The following is a 16,724-nucleotide window of genomic DNA, read 5'->3' on the forward strand; positions in this document are numbered from 1 at the left end:
TACAAGTCGATCTGCGTCGATTCATGTCGAGGGGACGCGTGACGCCCTACCGCTTGAAGAACGAGTCGAGCGCGTTGAGGCTTTTTAGCGGGGCGGATTTTTTTCCGGGGGCGGGCGTCGTCGAAATGAGCGGCTTGGGCGCGGGCGGCGTGGCCGCGGCGGATGCGCCGGACGGAGGCGCGCCGGTTTTTCTCAGCGCGGCCAGCGCGCGGTCGAGTTTCACGGCAGAGACGGGCCCGGCGGTGCCGAGTTCCTGCGCGAAGAGGCTCACTCGGAATTCCTCGACGAGCCAGCGGAAGGTTTGCGCTTCGGGGCGCGGGGCGGCGGCGAGCGACGCGACGGCTTTTTCGTAGGGCGCGAGTTGCTTGGCGCGCTCGGCGTCCTTCGCGGGGTTTTGTTTGTGGCGTTCGGCGCGCAGGCGCATCGCCTTCAGGTAGCGCGGGAATTGCGAGAGGCGTTCGAGCGTGACGGACGGGTCTTGCAGAAAATTTTCCGAGACGAGCGAGGCCGCGTCGCGCGCGAGCGTGGCGTGCGCGCCGGGGAGGACTTGGAGCGTGACGCGCGCGGTGAGGATTTCGCGAAGCAGTTCGGTGAGGCGCGGGATGATCGTGCGCACGTCGTGCGTGGCTTGCGTCGCGGCAGCGGCGAAGGCGGATGCGGTGAGCGCGCGCACACGCGCGGGGTCGCAGATGTGGCGGCGCAGGAGCGCGAAGGCGCCGGCCTGGAGTTTTTCGAAGGAGAGAAAGGATGCGGCGAGCGGGGCGAGGGAGCGGAGGCTTTTGGCAAGGTCGCGCTCCGTCCAGGCGAGCTCGTATTTGAGGTGGAGTTCGAGGAGGCGGAATAGGCCGCGCCGGGTTTCCCCGCGCGCGTTTTCGGGTGTGCGAAAGAGGCGGAGCGAGACGCCGTCGGGTGTTTGCGCGGCAGGGGTGGCCCGCCCGCGGGGTTGTTTGCCTGGCGGAACGGGCGCTGACTGGCCACTGCACAATCCCGGATACGCCTCGACGGGGACGCCGGCGAGGTCGCCGATGATGATGCGCTCGGGGATGTCGCCGAAGGCCCATGTCTCGGCGGGCGGTTTTTCGTGGCGTTTGCGCGCGCGTTTCCACATGGCGGGATCGTCGCGCGAGACGGCGGCGCTGACTTCGCGGGTGCGGGCGCCGAGCGCGGCGCGGATTTCGTCGAGTTCGCGGCTGGCGCAGATTTCCCCTCCGTCGTCGTCGAGCACGCGGACGCGGACGCGGAGGTGGTCGGGCGGCGGTTTTTGCGCGAAGGTGACGACGGGGATTTGAATGTTAAAGCGCTCGGCGATTTGCGCGGCGAGGGATTCGGCGATGGTTTCGCGGCGGCCGGTGAGGCGGTCTCGCAAGGTGATTTGTGCGGCGAGCGTTTTTGCGGTTTCGGCGAGGGGCATGAACGCGCGGCGGAGTTCCTTGGGCACGGCGCGCAGGTGGTGCTCGACCTTGGCTTCGAGGTGCCCGGGCACGGCCCAGTCGAGCGCGGCGGGCGTGAGCGCCTCGGCTTCGCGGATGTTGACTTGGATGGTGACGCCGTCGTCGGCCTGACCGGGCTTGTAGGCGTAGGAGAGCGGGAGCGCGCGGTTTTCGAGGGGGACGGTTTCGGGGAAGGCGAGGGTGTCGTGCCGGAGTTCCTCGGGCGCGCGCAGGTCCTCGATTTGCATTTCGAGGAAATGCGGGTCGCGCGGTTTGCGTTCGCGGACGAGGGTTATGAGTTCGGGGACGGCGGACACGGCTGAATGTTGAATGCGGATTTCGGAATGCGGAATTACAGACCGAGGCAGGGCTTGTTGTGCCGCTTGCGTCTGGGATTCCGCATTCCGCATTCCGAAATCCGCATTCAACCCGAGGCGCTCGGCGTAAAACCGGTAGACGCCTTCGTCGAGGTTCATGTAGCGGTTGTCGCGGGCGCGGGTGAGGAGGTCCTCGACTTTTTCGCGAATGGCGCGGTTGTGGATGAGGAAGTCGAAGGGCCAGGTGATGGTGTCGTTGACGAGCGCTTCGCGGATGAATATTTCGGTGGCTTCGCGCGGGTTGATTTTGCCGTAGCCGACGGCGCGGGTTTCGAGTTCGAGGCCGTGGAGGCGCGTGCGTTGCTTGATGAGGACGCGGCCTTTTTGCTCGTCCCAGAAGGGTTTGCTGTGGGTGCGCTTGAGGAGGTGCTCGCCGAGTTCGATCGCCCATTGCGGGTCGATGCGGGCGCAGGTGCGCGCGTAGAGGCGCGTGGTTTCCATGATTTCGGCGGCCATCAGCGCGGCGGGCGCCTTTTTGTTGCGCGCGTCGTTGCCGCGCGTCGATGACGCGTCTTTTCGTTTCGGCTCGTCGCGGGTGAAGAGGACGGAGCCGGGGAAGATGGCGACGCGGCGGTCGTGCGTGGACTTGTATCCGCCGCGCTCGTCGTCGCGGAGCGCTATGTTGCCGAGCAGGCCGGAGAGGATGGAGCGGTGGATGGCGCGGTAGGCGGGCGTGCCGTAGTGGAGGGGGACGCCGCCTTCGCGCGCGAGGCGTTTGGCGTCGAGTCCGTCGGCGACGGAGCTGGGGCGTTTGCGAAAGTCGTTGCGGGTGGTGAGGACTTCGAGGAGTTGCGCGTGGATGTCGCGCCATTCGCGCATGCGGGTGTAGCTGAGAAAATGCTCGCGGCAGAATTTGCGCAGGCGCGACTGGGTCATCGTTTCGAACTGGTCGTGAAAGGTTTCCCATATGTTGAGGAGCGTGAGGAAATCGGAATCGGCGTGGGCGAAGCGGCGGTGCGCGGCGTCGGCCTGGGCTTGTTTTTCGAGGGGACGTTCGCGCGGGTCCTGGATCGAAAGGCCGGCGGCGATGATGGCGACTTCGCGCACGCATTTCTCCTTGCGCGCCTCGAGGATCATGCGGCCGACGGTGGGATCGACCGGCAGGCGGGCGAGTTCGCGACCGAGGGGGGTGAGGGAATGTGGTTCCGAGCGAAGCGACATGCCCGCCATGCGGATTTCGGAATGCGGAATGTCGGACTTTGGCGGGGTGGAATGTGCCGCTTGCGTCTGTAATTCCGCATTCCGCATTCCGAAATCCGCATTCGCCAGCGCTCCCAGCTCGTCGAGCAACGCGTAGCCGGCGCGGATCGATTTCGCGGCGGGCATGTTGATGAAGGGGAAGCGTTCGATGTCGCCGAGGCCGAAGGCCTTCATGCGGAGGATGACGTCGGCGAGGTTGGCGCGCTGAATTTCGGGCTGCGCAAAACGGGGGCGGTCGTTGTAGTCGTTTTCCGAATACAGGCGGACGCACACGCCCTCGGCGACGCGGCCGCAACGGCCCTTGCGCTGGTCGGCGCTCGATTGCGCGATTTCCTCGATGGGGAGGCGGCGCGTGCGCGCTTGCGGGGCGTAACGGCTGACGCGCGCGAGGCCGGTGTCCACGACGAAGCGGATGCCGGGAATGGTGAGCGAGGTTTCGGCGATGTTGGTCGAGATGACGATTTTGCGGCGTTGCGTGGGCGCGAAGACGCGCTGCTGTTCGGTGTTGGAGAGGCGGCCGAAGAGGGGGATGATTTCGCAGTTTTTCAGGCGCGCGGAGGCGGAGCGGCCGCGGCCTTCGAGGAGGTCGGTGGTTTCGCGGATGTCGCGCTCGGCGGGCATGAAGACGAGGATGTCGCCTCCCGCGCCGGTGTCGGTTTCGCGGACGATGCGCTCGACGGCCTCGACGGCGCCGTCGATGTAGTGGAGCGCCTCGGCGCGGGCGTTTTTGTCGTTTTCGTCGGAGGCGGAATCGGAGCCGAGGTCGTCGAGCGGTGCGTAAATGACTTCGACGGGATAGGTGCGGCCGGAGACTTCGATTATCGGGGCGTCGTCGAAGGCTTTTGAAAACATCTCCGTGTCGATGGTGGCGGAGGTGATGATGATTTTGAGCTCGGGGCGCTTGAAGCGGAGGTTGCGGAGGTGGCCGAGGAGGAAGTCGATGTTGAGGGAGCGCTCGTGCGCCTCGTCGAGAATGACGGTGTCGTAGGCGCGGAGCATGGGGTCGCTCTGCACTTCGGCGAGGAGCATGCCGTCGGTCATGAACTTGATGACGGTGGCGCGTGAGGTGCGGTCGTCGAAACGGATTTTGCAACCGACTTCGCGTCCCCAGTTGACGTTGAGTTCCTCGGCGACGCGGCGCGAGATGGAGAGCGCGGCGACACGCCGGGGTTGTGTGCAGGCGATTTGCCCGTGCGAACCGCGTCCGGCGGCGAGGCACATTTTGGGGATTTGCGTGGTTTTGCCGGAGCCGGTTTCACCGGCGAGGATGACGACTTGGTTTTGCGCGATGGCGGCGGTGATTTCGTCCGCGCGCGCGCTGATGGGCAGTTCCGGCGGGAATTCGAGCCGGAAAGGGAAGGGGGTTCGGCCTTCAACGGGCGGTTGGGAGGAATCTGATGAATTATCGGTCACGCAGAGGGAAATTAAGAATTAAGATTTGAGAAGTAAGAAGCCGGAAATGTTGGGGCGAAAGTTTTCTCGTTTTGCATTTTGGTGAATTGGCGGATTGTCCTTCTTAAAATCGTCATTCTTGATTCTTAGTTTTCCACCATGCCAGCCAAGCCTCCACCCATTCCCGAACTCGTTTACCAACGCGTAATGAAAGTCGCGCGGTTCGACGGCCACATGATCATGTGGATCGCCGGTATCGGGGCGCTCTTGGCCGCGGCGGGCGGTAACTACACAGCTGCGATGGTGGCGTGCCTCGTAGCGGGCACGGGCGCGATGGAGATACAAGGTTCGCAACAACTGGCGCGCGGTGACGAAATGGGCGTCAACTGGCTGGTTCGAGCGCAATTGCTGCTCATGTTTGTGATACTCGCCTATGCGACATGGCAGCTCACGCATTTCAACGAGGAATTCTACCGGGAATTGATTCCGCAGTTTCGAGAATACACGGAACAGGCAAGCAGGCGCTACAAGGTGGACAATCCTTATGACGCGCTCGACGACGCGCAGCTCATGCTATTGTTCCGGATGTGCCACACGCTGCTTTACGCAACGGTGGGATTTGTGACGTGCATATATCAGGGTTTGATGGCCCGGTATTATCACAAGCGCCGCGCGGCAATCGCACAGGCGCTGGACGGACTTTACGGGATGGAATGAGGCGCGCGCGGAATCAGCCAGCATAAACCGAACTTGTGAACACTCAAAAACACTGGGGCGAGTGCCGTGGTGTTTGAGTGTGTGTGTGTAAACTTGGCCGGGCAATGATGTCGGGCGCGCACGGGCGGTTTCTTTTTTCTCCGCGGCCTTGGGTTATTTGACCATGGCGGCGGATTCAATTGCGCGAACTCCGGGCTTTGGGTTTACCGCTGATTCAATCAGCGCCGCGGCAATCCGGTCCGCCGGGTTGACTCGCCAGCGGCGCGGTAGCAGAAAACCGAACGCCGTCAGTCCGGCGACAAGCATCCGCTCTCCAAGGCGAAACTCCCGGCGCTTGCCGCCGATCACTCCGGGGCGCACATGCGTCAGGGATTCGAAGCCGACGGCCGCCAGATCGCGTTCCAATTCACCCTTCACCCGGTTGTAGAAAATCCGCGAGCCGGCGCTTGCGCCGATGGCCGAGTTCAGCGCATAGGCCGGTGTGCCGTGCCGTTTCGCCAGCCGCGCCACGGCGAGCGGGTAATCATAATCCACGCGCCGGAACGCCGCCTGCGAGCCGGCCTTGCGGATCGTCGTGCCGAGCGTGCAAATGACGGCGTCCGCCCGCCACCAGTCCGCGTCGGCCGGGAGGTTGTCGAAATCGACCAGGGGCGCGCGGAGTTTTGGGTGCGCGTCCGGTGCGCGACGGCCCGGCGCCGTCACAGCGCTTATGCGCGGGTCGGCGAGCGCCATGCGCAAAACGTGGCTTCCAACAAGTCCGGTTGATCCGACAAGAAGTAGTTTCATGTGCAAGCGAGTGTCGGCATTATTCGGCGACGTGGATTGGGTTGCCGTCGAGGATTTTTGCGGGGTTGGCCGGGTCGCGTTTCCAAATGTAGAGCGGCGGATGCGCGGGGGCGCGGTCGAGTTGCTTGAAGAGGGCGGTGGCGTCGCGTTTGTAGAGGGTGAGGTCGTTGACGCCGTCGGCGTCGCAACTGCAGATCGCGGCGTGCGCCTTGTGGATGCGGGGACGGCCGATGATGCGGGCGGCTTGGGAATGCGGAACTCGGAGTTCGGAATGCGGTTCAGAGCGAAGCGAAAAGCCTGACATGTTGGTGGGCGCGGATTTTTTTTGGAGGACGAGAAAACTGTAGGGGAGGCTGCGCAGATCGACACCGGCTCGTTTGCCGAATTTCACCCAATCCGAATCGGCGTAGATGTTGCGCGGGGGCTCGGCAAAATTGTGGCACCAGTGGCGTTCCGCGCCGGGTGCGAGGAGTCCGCAGGGCGCGGCGTGTGCGCAGGGGGCGATGATGTCGAAATCGCCGCGCAATTTTTCGCGCACTGACACGAGCGCGCGGCTGTCGGCATGCGTGCCGGGTTCGACCCAGATGACCGCCTCGGCGCGGCGGGCGAGGGCGGTGAGTTCGGCGAGCGCGGCGTCGGAAAGTTCGTTGATGACGTGGCTGAGGAGGAGGACAAATGCGGAAGGTGGAGTGCGGAGCGCGGAGTGCTCGATCTTCAAGTCGGGGAAATCGCGGCGGGCGACTTGCGCGGCGTAGTCGCGCGCGAGGGGCGAGTGATCCCAGAGGTGCAATGTGTCGAAGTTTTCCGGCCCGAAGGCGCGCAGCACGCGGCGCGAGGCGATGCCGCTGCCGCATCCCCAGTCGAGGAGCGTGCGCGCGGGGGCGGGCGGCGTCCAGTTGCGACGGCGGAGTTCGGAGAGGACGGAGTCCCATTTCCAGCCGATGCGTTCGGCGTAGGTCATGTCGTAGTTGGCGAGGTCGGCGGGCGTGCGCCAATAGGGGCCGCTGGCGGCGGTTCCCTTGATGAAGCCGTCGCGCAATCGGTCGAGCGCCTGCCAGTCGAGTTGTGTCCAATCCATGCCGGTTAGAGAGGCGTTTTGCGGCGGAGTGACAAGCCGGTTTGTGCGTTTGCGCCTGGGAGCGCGGGCATCTTGCCGCCCGTTTGGAGGCTTGCGCGGCGCGGTGTGCCGCGCCGTCTTGCGGGCAGGATGCCCGCGTTCCCGGGTGCAAGCGTGGTTTGAGCAAAATTTTGAGATGCGTCCGTTTTTCCACGCCGGTTATTTCTTGTCTTCAAAAATGGCCGCGGTTGCGTGATAAGTTTTCTGATATGTCCGCAAACAACACACAGGCTGCGAAACTTGTTTTGGATATCCGCGCCGAACTCGGCGAGGGGCCGATTTGGGATGCGCGGACAAACGCGCTGCTTTGGGTGGATATCGAAGGCAGGCGCGTGTGCCGGTTTGATCCGGCGGCGAATGGCGGGCGCGGCGAAAATCGCGAGTGGCCCGTGGGCTCGATGCCGGGCACGGTGGCGCCGACCGAACGCGGCGATTTGCTGGTGGCGTTGAACGAGGGCGTGGCGCGGTTCGACATGGCGGACGGGCGCGTGGAAATGCTGTGCGCGCCCGACGGGTTTGATCCGTCGGTGACGCGTTTCAACGACGGCAAGTGCGATCCGCGCGGGCGCTTTGTCGCGGGGACGACGTCGCTGCAAGGGAAGCGCGGTGCGAGCGCGTTGTATGTGGTGGAGGCAACAGGTGCGAATGGAAGCGCGCCGGTGATGCGGCAAATTCTCGGCGGCGTTTCGATTTCAAACGGACTGGCGTGGAGCGCGGACGGGCGGAGTTTTTATTACATAGACACGCCGACGCGCGAGGTGGCGGTGTTTGATTACGACTTGGATCGCGGCGAACTCGGGGCGAGACGCGTGGCGTTTCGTGTGCCGGACGCGCTGGGTTATCCGGACGGGATGACAATCGACGCGGAGGGAATGCTGTGGGTTTGCCTGTGGGGCGGGGCGGCGGTGACTCGCTGGAATCCGGCGAACGGCGAATTGCTCGCGAAGCACGAGGTGCCGGCACTGCATGTGACTTCGTGCGCGTTTGGCGGACCGGATTTGGCGACGCTGTATATCACGACCGCACGGGTGGACACGGCTGCGGATGTGCTCGCGAAATACCCGCAACGCGGCGGGATTTTTTCGCTGCAACCGGGCGTGCGCGGCGGGCGGGCGTTTGAATTTTCGGGGTAGAAATAGAAAAGTGTAAAACGGGGATTTCTACAAAACTCTGACTAGCTGAATCACAAAAACCAGAAACGTGCTCATAATGCATAGAACGGTCAAGGGGAGCGCATATTTATATGCGTAAACAATGAGGTCGTCCTTGGCATTCAACTTCAGATTCTTGTTTTCGAGGAGATAATGCCATGTGCCGCCCATGCTGGTTCCTGTTATTCCGCGTGTTGTTTTTATATTTATATAAATATACCTTTTCAGAAGAATGGTAATAACAGTTAACACGAATGTGAAACACGCCATTATGATTACGATAACCATTGGCAGATTTCGGGATTATCAAATGATTCGGCGGGCGGGAAAATCCGGCGCGCGTGTTTTTTAAAATGGCTGCGTGCGCTGGCAGAATTGGAGGGCGAGGCCCCAGGGGTCGCGCATCATGAGGAGGGCGTTGCCGTTGGGAGTCTCCTCAACAAAGAAGGTGGCTCCGGCTTTTTCCAGGCGGGCGCGGTCGGCCTTGGTGTCGGTCGAGACGAAGGCGACGTGGAGGACGAGCGGGGGCTGGTTGGCGTAATCGGGATAGGGCGCGGCGGGGTTGCTGTAGATTTCGATGAAGACGCGGCCGGTTTCGTCGGCAAGGAAATGCGTGTGCGGCGCGGCTTCGACGCGGCGGGCGACCGTGAGGCCGAGGTGCTCGACCCACCATGCGGCTTGGGCGCGGGCGTCGGGAGAGTTGATGGCGAAGTGTTCGAATTTCATATCGGAGGTGGTTTGTTTATTAGGATTGGGTGAAAAACTGCACGATTTTGGCGCGCACTTCCTCGCCGCCGTCGTCGAGGAGGTAGTGGCCGACGTCGGGGAAGTGGTGCGTGGCGGCTTCGGGGTAAACTTTGCGCCAGCGGTTGTAGAAGTGATCGTTGAAACAGAAGTCGGCGCCGCCCCAGACGATGAGTTTCGGGTTGGCGACGAGGAGCGGGAGGTTGCGCTCGATGGCGGTCAGCGTGGCGTGGGTGGGGTGTGCGGGCGACATGGGGATGTCGCGGACGAATTCGTGCACGGCGACGCGGTTGGCCCAGTTGTTGTGGGGGAAAAGATAGGCGCGTTTTTCGTCGGGGGTGAGTTTGCGACGGTGCATGGTCATCCATGTGGCGGGCCATGCGAAGCCGTTGAAACCGCGGACGATCAGGGCGCCGATGCCGAGGGGCGCGCGGCAGAGGCCGATGCGCGCGGGCATGTGAATGTCGGGGAACGCCGCCGTATTCAGAATTGTGATACGCCCGATTTTTTCGGGATGGCGCGTGGCGAAGCCGAAGCCGATTGCGCCGCCCCAATCGTGAACGATGAGGTGAATGCGGCGGAGGTTGAGCGATGCGACGAGCGTCTCGATGTCGGCGATGCGTTGCGCGAGTGTGTAGGGATAATCGCGGGCGGAGGGTTTTTCGGAAAGGCCCATGCCGATGTGATCGGGGGCGATGCAGCGGAGCGAGGGCGAGAGGGCGCGGATGATGTCGCGATAAAAAAACGACCACGTGGGATTGCCGTGAAGCATGAGCACGGCTTCGTCGGTGCGCGGGCCTTCGTCGGCGTAGTTCATGCGCGCGCCGCGGGGCGTGACGAAGGTGTTTTGTGCAAAAGGATAGAGGGCGCGGAGCCAGTCGGGGCGGGAGGAATGCGGATTGCGGATTGCGGAGTGCGGATTGCCGGACTCGGGCGAATGAACGGGTGTTTCGTTTGTCTGCGATTGCGGATTGGCGAAAGGTTGTTCTTTCGGAATTTCGTTTCCGTGTGGCGGCGCGTCATTCCGCATTCCGCAATCCGCATTCCGCATTTGTGTGTCGTTGTTCATCACCATTCGACTCCGAGCATGAGGCAGTTGAGGCCGCTGCCGATTCCGAGGAGGGCGACGCGGTCGCCGGGTTTGACGGCGGAGTTTTCGGCGGCGAGGGCGAGCGTGACGGGGAGCGAGGCGGAGCCCATGTTGCCGAGTGTTTCAAAGGTGGAGAAATCCTTGGCGAGATCGAGTCCGACGGTTTCGTAGAGTTTGCGGCGGTGCACGGATCCGACTTGGTGGCAGATGTAGCGGTCAATGCCGGCGGTGTCCCATGCGGTGGCGGCGGTGAAGTCGGCCCAGGTTTCGCGGGCGAGGCCGACGCCGGCGATGAGGAGTTGCTCGGAGTCGGTTTGCATGGCGAGGGCTTCGGCGCCGTGGGTGTCGCCCTGGCAGAGGTCGTTGTATTGCGTGGCGGCGCGCCCGGCTCCGCCGATGAGTCGCGGGGCGCGGCTGCCGGCGGGGAGGAGCGAGCGGTGGCAGAGGATGGCGGCGACGGCTCCGGAGCCGATGGTGAGGTTGGCGAAATAGGGTTTGATTTCGTTGCGGTTGAGCGGCGCGGTGGTGAGGTGCGCGAGGGTTTGCTCGATGAGGGGGCGTCCGTTTTCGCCGGAGACGATCATGCCGGCGCCGATCTGGCCGGATTCGATGAGACCGGCGAGGATGACCATGCTGTTGAGAAAACCGAGGCAGGCGTTGGAGACGTCGAAGATTTGCGCGCGGGCGGCGAGGCCGATTTTGCGGTGGGCGAAGGAGGCGGTGGCGGGTTCGAGCATGTCGCGGCAAACGGCGGCGTGCGTGAACATTTCGATTTGCTCGGCGCGGAGGGAGGATTTGGCGAGCACGGCGCGTCCGGCGGCGGCGCTGGCGTCGGATGCGCGCGTGTGCGCGGGCCAGTGGCGGCGCTCGCGAATGCCGGTCATGAGTTCGAGGCGGCCGAAGGGCAGGCGCAGGCGTTCGTAGAGCGGGCGGAGTTGTTCCTCGATCGCGGCGGATGTCCAGACTTCGTCTGGCAGCGCGATGGCGAGGGATTCGATGTGGGTGTTTGCGAAAATCATGAATGGGTGGCGGAGTGTGCGAGCGCTAGAAATTCCAAATTTCAGTGATCAAATTCCAATAGAATTCCAGATTCCAGTATTTAAATTCCAAGAGGCGAGGCTGCGCCTCGTCCGGCGTCGGGACGCCGCCGCTCCTTGTGCAGGCGCGAGTTTGGTGCGATTTGTTTTTTGGAATTTGATCACTGGAATTTGGAATTTCCACCGGCGCCAACCGGTGGCTCGGGTCGCATTGCGAGTTTGATGATTTCGGCGTCGTAGAAGTTGCCGCCAAGGCCGGCGTCGATGGTGAGCGTGGTGGCGTTGATGCCGCTGGCTCGCGGGCTGAGCAGGAAGACGGCGGAGTCGGCGACTTCCTGCGTGGCGAGGTTGCGTTTGCGGAGGGTGAGTTTTTCGGAGTAGAGGTAGCTTTCGATGTAGCCGGGGATGCCGGCGGAGGCGCTGGTTTTGAGCGGGCCGGCGCCGACGATGTTGAAGCGCACTTCGCGCGTGGCGGGATCGGCGGAGAAGGATTTGGCAAGGAAGCGCGAGGCGGATTCGAGCGAGGCCTTGATCGGGCCCATGTAGCCGTAGTTGTCGGGCGTGACGAGGAGCGACGAGATGCCGATGGTGACGACGGAGGCGTCGGACGCGAGGTGCTGTTTGAAGGCGCGGGCGATTTCGACGAGCGAGAAGGCGGAGATGGTCACGGCCTGGAGGAAGTCGGCGCGCTTGGTTTCGTCGAAGGGTTTCAGGCCCTCGGAGTAATTGGCGAAGGCGATGGAGTGGACGATGCCGTGTATGGGCGCGTGTCCGGCGGCGGCGATTTCGGCGGCGAGGCGCGCGGGCGCGCCTTCGTGTTCGACGTCGCAGATGAAAACGGGTTTTCCGGCGAGAAGGGTTTCGAGGGATTTTTTGCGCGCCTCGGAGCGGACGCTGTAAATGACACGCGCGCCTTGTTCCTCAAGCGTGCGCGCGATGTGCCACGCGACGCTTTTGCGATTGGCGACGCCGAAGACGACAAATGTTTTTCCGGCGATTTGGAGGAAGTCGGTGCTCATGTTGTTTCAGTTTTTCCGATTTCAGCCCTTCAGTCCTTTAGCCCTTCAGCCTTTCCTGTTTGGCCTTCGGGTGTTTTCCAGACGACGGAATAATCGACGTTCATGACGCGCGTGCCGTCGGGTTTTTTGATTGAGCCGGTCATCATGGTGAAGCCGCCGAGGGTTTCTTTTTTCCTCACGTCGATGACGATGGTGTCACCGGGATAAACGGGGGTGCGGAAGCGCACGTCGTTTATTTTGGCGAGGAGCGGCACGCCTTCGCCGGGTTTGGCGCCCGCGGCCTGCGCCTGGCGGGCCATGTAGAGCGCGCCGGTTTGGAAGACGGCCTCGCAGAGCAGCACGCCGGGCGTGATGGGCGCGCCGGGATAGTGGCCGCGATAAAAATCCTCGTCGGCGCGCCATGTGCGGCGGGCGGTGAGTCCGTCGGCGGTTTCGGCGACGATTTCGTCCACAAACAAAAACGGCGGGCGGTGCGGTATGAGTTCTGTGACTGCTTGCGTTGACATTGGTAAAAGGAGAATGAGAAGGGGCGTTTTGATGCGAGGCAAGAATCCGTTCTTTCACAAATGCGCAAAGTTGCCTACAAACACCGTTTTAATTTTGAAGACGCCGCGGAACATCCAGCTCATCGGAACCGAAGTCGCCATCGCGTGGGACGATGGCAGCGAGTCGTATTTTCAGGGCGAAAAGCTTCGCGCGGCGTCCCCGAGCGCCGAGACGCGCGGCGAAAAGGACATCCTCGGCAATCAATACGGCGGGGACGGCCCGAGGGAGTTTCCGGGCGTGACGGTCGTCGGCTGGGCGCGCGTGGGCGATTACGCGCTGCGTTTCGATTTCAGCGATGGACATAATTCCGGCATTTACAGCTACGAATACTTGCTCGAACTTGCCGGTCGATAAATCCAAAATCCTCAATCCAAAATTTCCACACACCATGAACTATCCAGCACGCACCAATAATCAGGAGATCGAGCTTGGCTCGACGTTTCAGCCGAAGTTCGGCGAGGACGGCCTCATCCCTTGCATCACGCAGGACATCACCACGGGGCAGGTCCTTATGTTTGCCTTCATGAACGCCGAGTCGTTCGCGCACACGCTCAAGACGCGCAAGGCCACCTACTGGAGCCGCTCGCGCAAAAAACTTTGGGTGAAGGGAGAGGAGTCCGGCAATGTGCAATGGGTGAAGGAAATCTACACCGACTGCGACCAGGACGTCGTCCTCGTCAAGGTTGAGCAAACCGGCTCGGCCAACGCCTCCTGCCACAACGGCTACAAGAGCTGCTTCTACCGCAAGTTCGCCGACCTCGACACTGCCGCCGCCGGCACCGAATACAAACTCGCGACAATCGCCGAACGCCTCTTCGACCCAGCGACGGTGTATAAGAAGAAGTAGTGAGTAGCGGGTAGTGAGTAGCGAGTAGATAGGTCGGCTAAATCACGCTTGCGTCCGGCTTCTACCCGCTACCCGCTACTCACTACTTTTCATTTCCGCCATGTCCGCCACTTGGGATATTCTCAAAGTCATTTCCGATCCGACTCGGGTGCGTCTGCTCGCGTTGCTGCAACACGAGGAACTCGCCGTCGCGGAAATGCAGGATATCCTCGGCATGGCGCAATCGCGCATCTCGTCGCAGCTCGCGATTTTGCGGCAGGCGGGGCTTGTCGCGGATCGCCGCGAGGGGAAGAAGTCGTTTTATTCGTCGGTCGCGCAAGCCGATCCCGCGCAAAACGCGCTCGTCAAGGCGGCGTGCAATGCCGCGGCGGGCGATCCCGCGCTTGTCGAGGATCGAGAAAATCTTGACCGCGTGCTCGCGCGCCGGCGCCAGCAATCCGAGGCGTATTTTAACCTCATCGCGGGCAAGCTCGGCAAAAACCATTGTCCAGGACGTTCGTGGGAGGCCATCGGGCATCTCGCGCTCCGTCTCACGCCCGCGATCACGATTGCCGATCTCGGGGCGGGGGAGGGGTTGATTTCGCAACTCCTCGCGCGCCGCGCCGAACGCGTTTGGTGCATCGACAATTCGCCGCGCATGGTCGAGGTCGGCACCGAGCTCGCCAAGCGCAACAAGCTCGCCAACCTCGCCTACAAACTCGGCGACATCGAGGACGTGCCGCTGCCCGACAAGTCGGTCGATCTCGCGATTCTCAGCCAGGCGCTCCACCACGCGCAGCATCCGCAAAAAGCGGTCGGCGAAGCGTGGCGTATACTCCGCCCCGGCGGACGCCTTCTCGTGCTCGACCTGAAGGCGCACACGTTCGAAAAAGCGCGCGAACTTTACTCCGACGTTTGGCTCGGGTTTCAGGAAAACGTGTTGCACGGTTTTTTGAAAAAAGCGGGCTTTCAGCAAGTCGAGGTTTCTGTCGTCGCGCGCGAGCCGATGGAGCCGTTTTTCGAAACGCTCCTAGCGAGCGGAACGAAGGCCTGACGCGCGTAGGGGCGCACCTTGCGTGCGCCCTCGTGTTTGCCCGCTTTGTGCAGGCGCGCGCAGGCAGATTTTCGCACGCGAGGGCGCACGCGAGGTGCGCCCCTACGGCGTGTTTTTTCTGCAAATCCAACTTGCGCGATGCGGCTCTGGTGAAACAATCATCCGTTTGTTCAGTCTTAGCACATTTTCAAACACACCCATCTCCACATCACAGCTTATGATTACCGGTCCCGTTTGGTCCAAGAAACTCCGCGAAGAAATTGGCAAGGCAGTCATCGGTCAGGAGGCCACCATCGAGCGGCTGCTCGTCGCCCTGCTCGCCAATGGCCACGTGCTTCTCGAGGGCATGCCCGGCCTCGCGAAAACCCTCCTCGTCAAATCGCTCGGCACCGCGCTCGGCGTGCAGTTTGAGCGCATCCAGTTCACGCCCGACCTTCTGCCGAGCGACGTCGTGGGCACGATGGTTTTCCAGCCGAAAACCGGCGAGTTCGTGTCGCACCGCGGCCCGATCTTCGCGAACCTCGTCCTTGCCGACGAAATCAACCGAGCCCCCGCCAAGGTGCAAAGCGCGCTGCTTGAGGCCATGCAGGAGCGGCAGGTCACCATCGGCGGGCAAACCCATCCGCTCCCGAAGCCGTTTTTCGTGATGGCCACGCAAAACCCCGTCGAGCAGGAGGGCACTTATCCGCTTCCCGAGGCGCAAACCGACCGCTTCCTTTTCAAGCTCATCGTCGACTACCCGAGCAGCGACGAGGAATCGCAAATGATGCAGCGCTGGGGCCAGGTCACCAAGCAGCCCGAACTGCTTCCCGTTTCCAGCGGCGAGGAGCTCCTCTCGTTGCGCACGGAAGTGGACAAGGTGCACGTCGCGCCCGCGATGCAGGGCTACATGCTCGCGCTCGTTCGCGCCACGCGCGCGCTGGCCGCCGATCCGTCCACGCAACTCGAGCCGAACGCCAGGCGCCATCTATCCTTCGGCGCCTCGCCCCGCGCCTCGCTCGCGCTCTACCAGGCTTCGCGCGCGCTCGCATGGATGCGCGGGCAGGATTTTGTCAGCCCGTCGCTCGTGCAAGACATCGCAACCGACGTCCTCCGCCACCGCATGGGGCTGACCTACGAGGCCGAGGCTGAAAACATAACCACCGACAAAGTCGTCGCCATGGTGCTTGACAAAACGCCGGTGCCTCGCCTCTGACGAGGAAGAGTGAAGAGAAAAGGGTGAAGGGTGAAAGCACACCCGGGATTCTCTGGAATTACATCATCACTTTTCTGATTTTCACTCTTCATCTTTCACTATTCTCCCTTCCATTCCATGGCCCTCACGCCGCAAAATCTCCTTCCGGGAATTTCCAATCCGCTCGCGCTCCTGCGCAAGCTGGAGTGGCGCGTGCGCAATGCCGTCGAATCCACGCTCGGCGGCATTTACCGCTCGGCGTTTCGCGGGCGCGGCATGGAGTTCGACCAAGTCGTGCGCTACGAATTCGGCGACGATATCCGCGACATCGACTGGAACGTCACCGCGCGCCTCGGCGAGCCCTACCGGAAAAAATTTGTCGAGGAGCGCGAGGTCACGCTGATCGTCGTTTTCGAGGACACGCCCAGCCTGCAATTTGGCTCCGCGGGCATTTCCAAGCGCGAGGCGCTGCTCGAACTCGCCGGGCTCGTCATGCTCCTTGGCGCGGTCAACCGCGACCGCGTCGGCACCATTCACGCCACGCCGCGCGGCTACACGCTTCACGAACCGGTGCGCGGACGCGGCCCCATCATGCATGCCGCCGCCGAACTTTTCGGCCAGCCCGCGCCCGACATCACCGACGGCGCCACGACCGCCGCGATTCCGTGGCAGCTCCTCTCGCGCTCCGCGCCCAAGCACAGCATCATGATCTGGCTCGGCGATTTTGCCCCGCGCCCCGCGCCCGAGGGCTGGCCGATTTTTCAGCGCCGTTACCAAACGATGGGCTTTCGCATCGACGACCCGTGGGAGCGCGCGATGCCCGCCGGGGAGGGCTTCGCCGCCTACGATCCGGTGAGCGGACGCCTCGTGAACATCGGCGGCACCTCCGCCGAGCGCGCCGCGCACGCACGCTGGCGCGAATCGCGCGACACCGCATGGCGCTCGCTTTTCCCCGACCAGTTCAGCCGCCTCCAAGTCGGCACCGACGAAAACCGCCTCGATGCGCTCGTCCGCTTTTTCCACCGGAGAATGAGCGCGCGCTGACGCGCGCGCAAAAATCTCAA

At 62.8% G+C, this 16,724-nt stretch carries 15 protein-coding genes; 7 read left to right on the forward strand and 8 right to left on the reverse strand.

The window, feature by feature from the left end; translation table 11 throughout:
- Positions 1 to 46: 46 nt before the first annotated feature.
- Entirely contained in the window at positions 47 to 4,420 is a 4,374-nt protein-coding gene (locus CKA38_RS11160) for a DUF3418 domain-containing protein (protein WP_108825549.1), read from the reverse strand.
- A gap of 138 nt (positions 4,421 to 4,558) precedes the next feature.
- Between CKA38_RS11160 and CKA38_RS11165 the strand changes: the two genes are divergently transcribed.
- Complete coding sequence (locus tag CKA38_RS11165; protein WP_152032826.1) at positions 4,559 to 5,116, forward strand: hypothetical protein; 558 nt, start codon at positions 4,559 to 4,561, stop codon at positions 5,114 to 5,116.
- Between the two features lie 153 nt (positions 5,117 to 5,269).
- On the opposite strand, the gene CKA38_RS11170 is transcribed toward CKA38_RS11165, so the two are convergent.
- Both CKA38_RS11170 and CKA38_RS11175 read right to left on the reverse strand, forming a co-directional pair.
- Positions 5,270 to 5,902 (reverse strand): Rossmann-fold NAD(P)-binding domain-containing protein, encoded by a 633-nt coding sequence (locus CKA38_RS11170; RefSeq protein ID WP_108825551.1) that lies wholly within the window; start codon positions 5,900 to 5,902, stop codon positions 5,270 to 5,272.
- A gap of 19 nt (positions 5,903 to 5,921) precedes the next feature.
- Positions 5,922 to 6,980, reverse strand: coding sequence for a small ribosomal subunit Rsm22 family protein (locus tag CKA38_RS11175; RefSeq protein ID WP_108825552.1), 1,059 nt, complete (start codon positions 6,978 to 6,980; stop codon positions 5,922 to 5,924).
- Between the two features lie 248 nt (positions 6,981 to 7,228).
- Between CKA38_RS11175 and CKA38_RS11180 the strand changes: the two genes are divergently transcribed.
- Complete coding sequence (locus CKA38_RS11180; protein WP_108825553.1) at positions 7,229 to 8,152, forward strand: SMP-30/gluconolactonase/LRE family protein; 924 nt, start codon at positions 7,229 to 7,231, stop codon at positions 8,150 to 8,152.
- A gap of 366 nt (positions 8,153 to 8,518) precedes the next feature.
- Here CKA38_RS11180 and CKA38_RS11190 read toward each other — a convergent pair whose 3' ends face one another.
- From CKA38_RS11190 to CKA38_RS11215, 5 genes are all read right to left on the reverse strand, one after another.
- Complete coding sequence (locus CKA38_RS11190) at positions 8,519 to 8,896, reverse strand: VOC family protein (protein ID WP_108825555.1); 378 nt, start codon at positions 8,894 to 8,896, stop codon at positions 8,519 to 8,521.
- A gap of 19 nt (positions 8,897 to 8,915) precedes the next feature.
- Complete coding sequence (locus tag CKA38_RS11195) at positions 8,916 to 9,983, reverse strand: alpha/beta fold hydrolase (RefSeq protein WP_236919004.1); 1,068 nt, start codon at positions 9,981 to 9,983, stop codon at positions 8,916 to 8,918.
- On the reverse strand, positions 9,983 to 11,023 hold the full coding sequence (locus CKA38_RS11200; RefSeq protein WP_108825556.1) for a 3-oxoacyl-ACP synthase III: 1,041 nt from the start codon (positions 11,021 to 11,023) through the stop codon (positions 9,983 to 9,985). Before CKA38_RS11200 ends, CKA38_RS11195 begins: the two co-directional genes overlap by 1 nt.
- A gap of 179 nt (positions 11,024 to 11,202) precedes the next feature.
- Positions 11,203 to 12,060 (reverse strand): enoyl-ACP reductase FabI, encoded by an 858-nt coding sequence (locus CKA38_RS11210; protein WP_108825558.1) that lies wholly within the window; start codon positions 12,058 to 12,060, stop codon positions 11,203 to 11,205.
- A gap of 29 nt (positions 12,061 to 12,089) precedes the next feature.
- Complete coding sequence (locus tag CKA38_RS11215) at positions 12,090 to 12,566, reverse strand: 3-hydroxyacyl-ACP dehydratase FabZ family protein (RefSeq protein ID WP_108825559.1); 477 nt, start codon at positions 12,564 to 12,566, stop codon at positions 12,090 to 12,092.
- Positions 12,567 to 12,660: 94 nt separating this feature from the next.
- On the opposite strand from CKA38_RS11215, the gene CKA38_RS11220 reads away from it, so the two are divergent.
- The 5 genes from CKA38_RS11220 (at position 12,661) to CKA38_RS11240 (ending at position 16,704) form a co-directional block, all read left to right on the forward strand.
- Positions 12,661 to 12,960, forward strand: coding sequence for a gamma-butyrobetaine hydroxylase-like domain-containing protein (locus CKA38_RS11220; protein WP_108826551.1), 300 nt, complete (start codon positions 12,661 to 12,663; stop codon positions 12,958 to 12,960).
- Between the two features lie 34 nt (positions 12,961 to 12,994).
- Positions 12,995 to 13,453: a phosphoribosyl-AMP cyclohydrolase gene (gene hisI, locus CKA38_RS11225; RefSeq protein WP_108826552.1), complete on the forward strand. Its 459-nt coding sequence runs from the start codon at positions 12,995 to 12,997 to the stop codon at positions 13,451 to 13,453.
- A gap of 100 nt (positions 13,454 to 13,553) precedes the next feature.
- Positions 13,554 to 14,486, forward strand: a complete 933-nt coding sequence (locus CKA38_RS11230; protein WP_108825560.1) for an ArsR/SmtB family transcription factor — start codon at positions 13,554 to 13,556, stop codon at positions 14,484 to 14,486.
- Between the two features lie 217 nt (positions 14,487 to 14,703).
- Positions 14,704 to 15,681, forward strand: coding sequence for an AAA family ATPase (locus CKA38_RS11235; protein ID WP_108826553.1), 978 nt, complete (start codon positions 14,704 to 14,706; stop codon positions 15,679 to 15,681).
- Between the two features lie 117 nt (positions 15,682 to 15,798).
- Positions 15,799 to 16,704, forward strand: a complete 906-nt coding sequence (locus CKA38_RS11240; RefSeq protein ID WP_108825561.1) for a DUF58 domain-containing protein — start codon at positions 15,799 to 15,801, stop codon at positions 16,702 to 16,704.
- Positions 16,705 to 16,724: the final 20 nt, after the last annotated feature.

Source organism: Ereboglobus luteus, from assembly GCF_003096195.1.
Taxonomy (GTDB): domain Bacteria; phylum Verrucomicrobiota; class Verrucomicrobiia; order Opitutales; family Opitutaceae; genus Ereboglobus; species Ereboglobus luteus.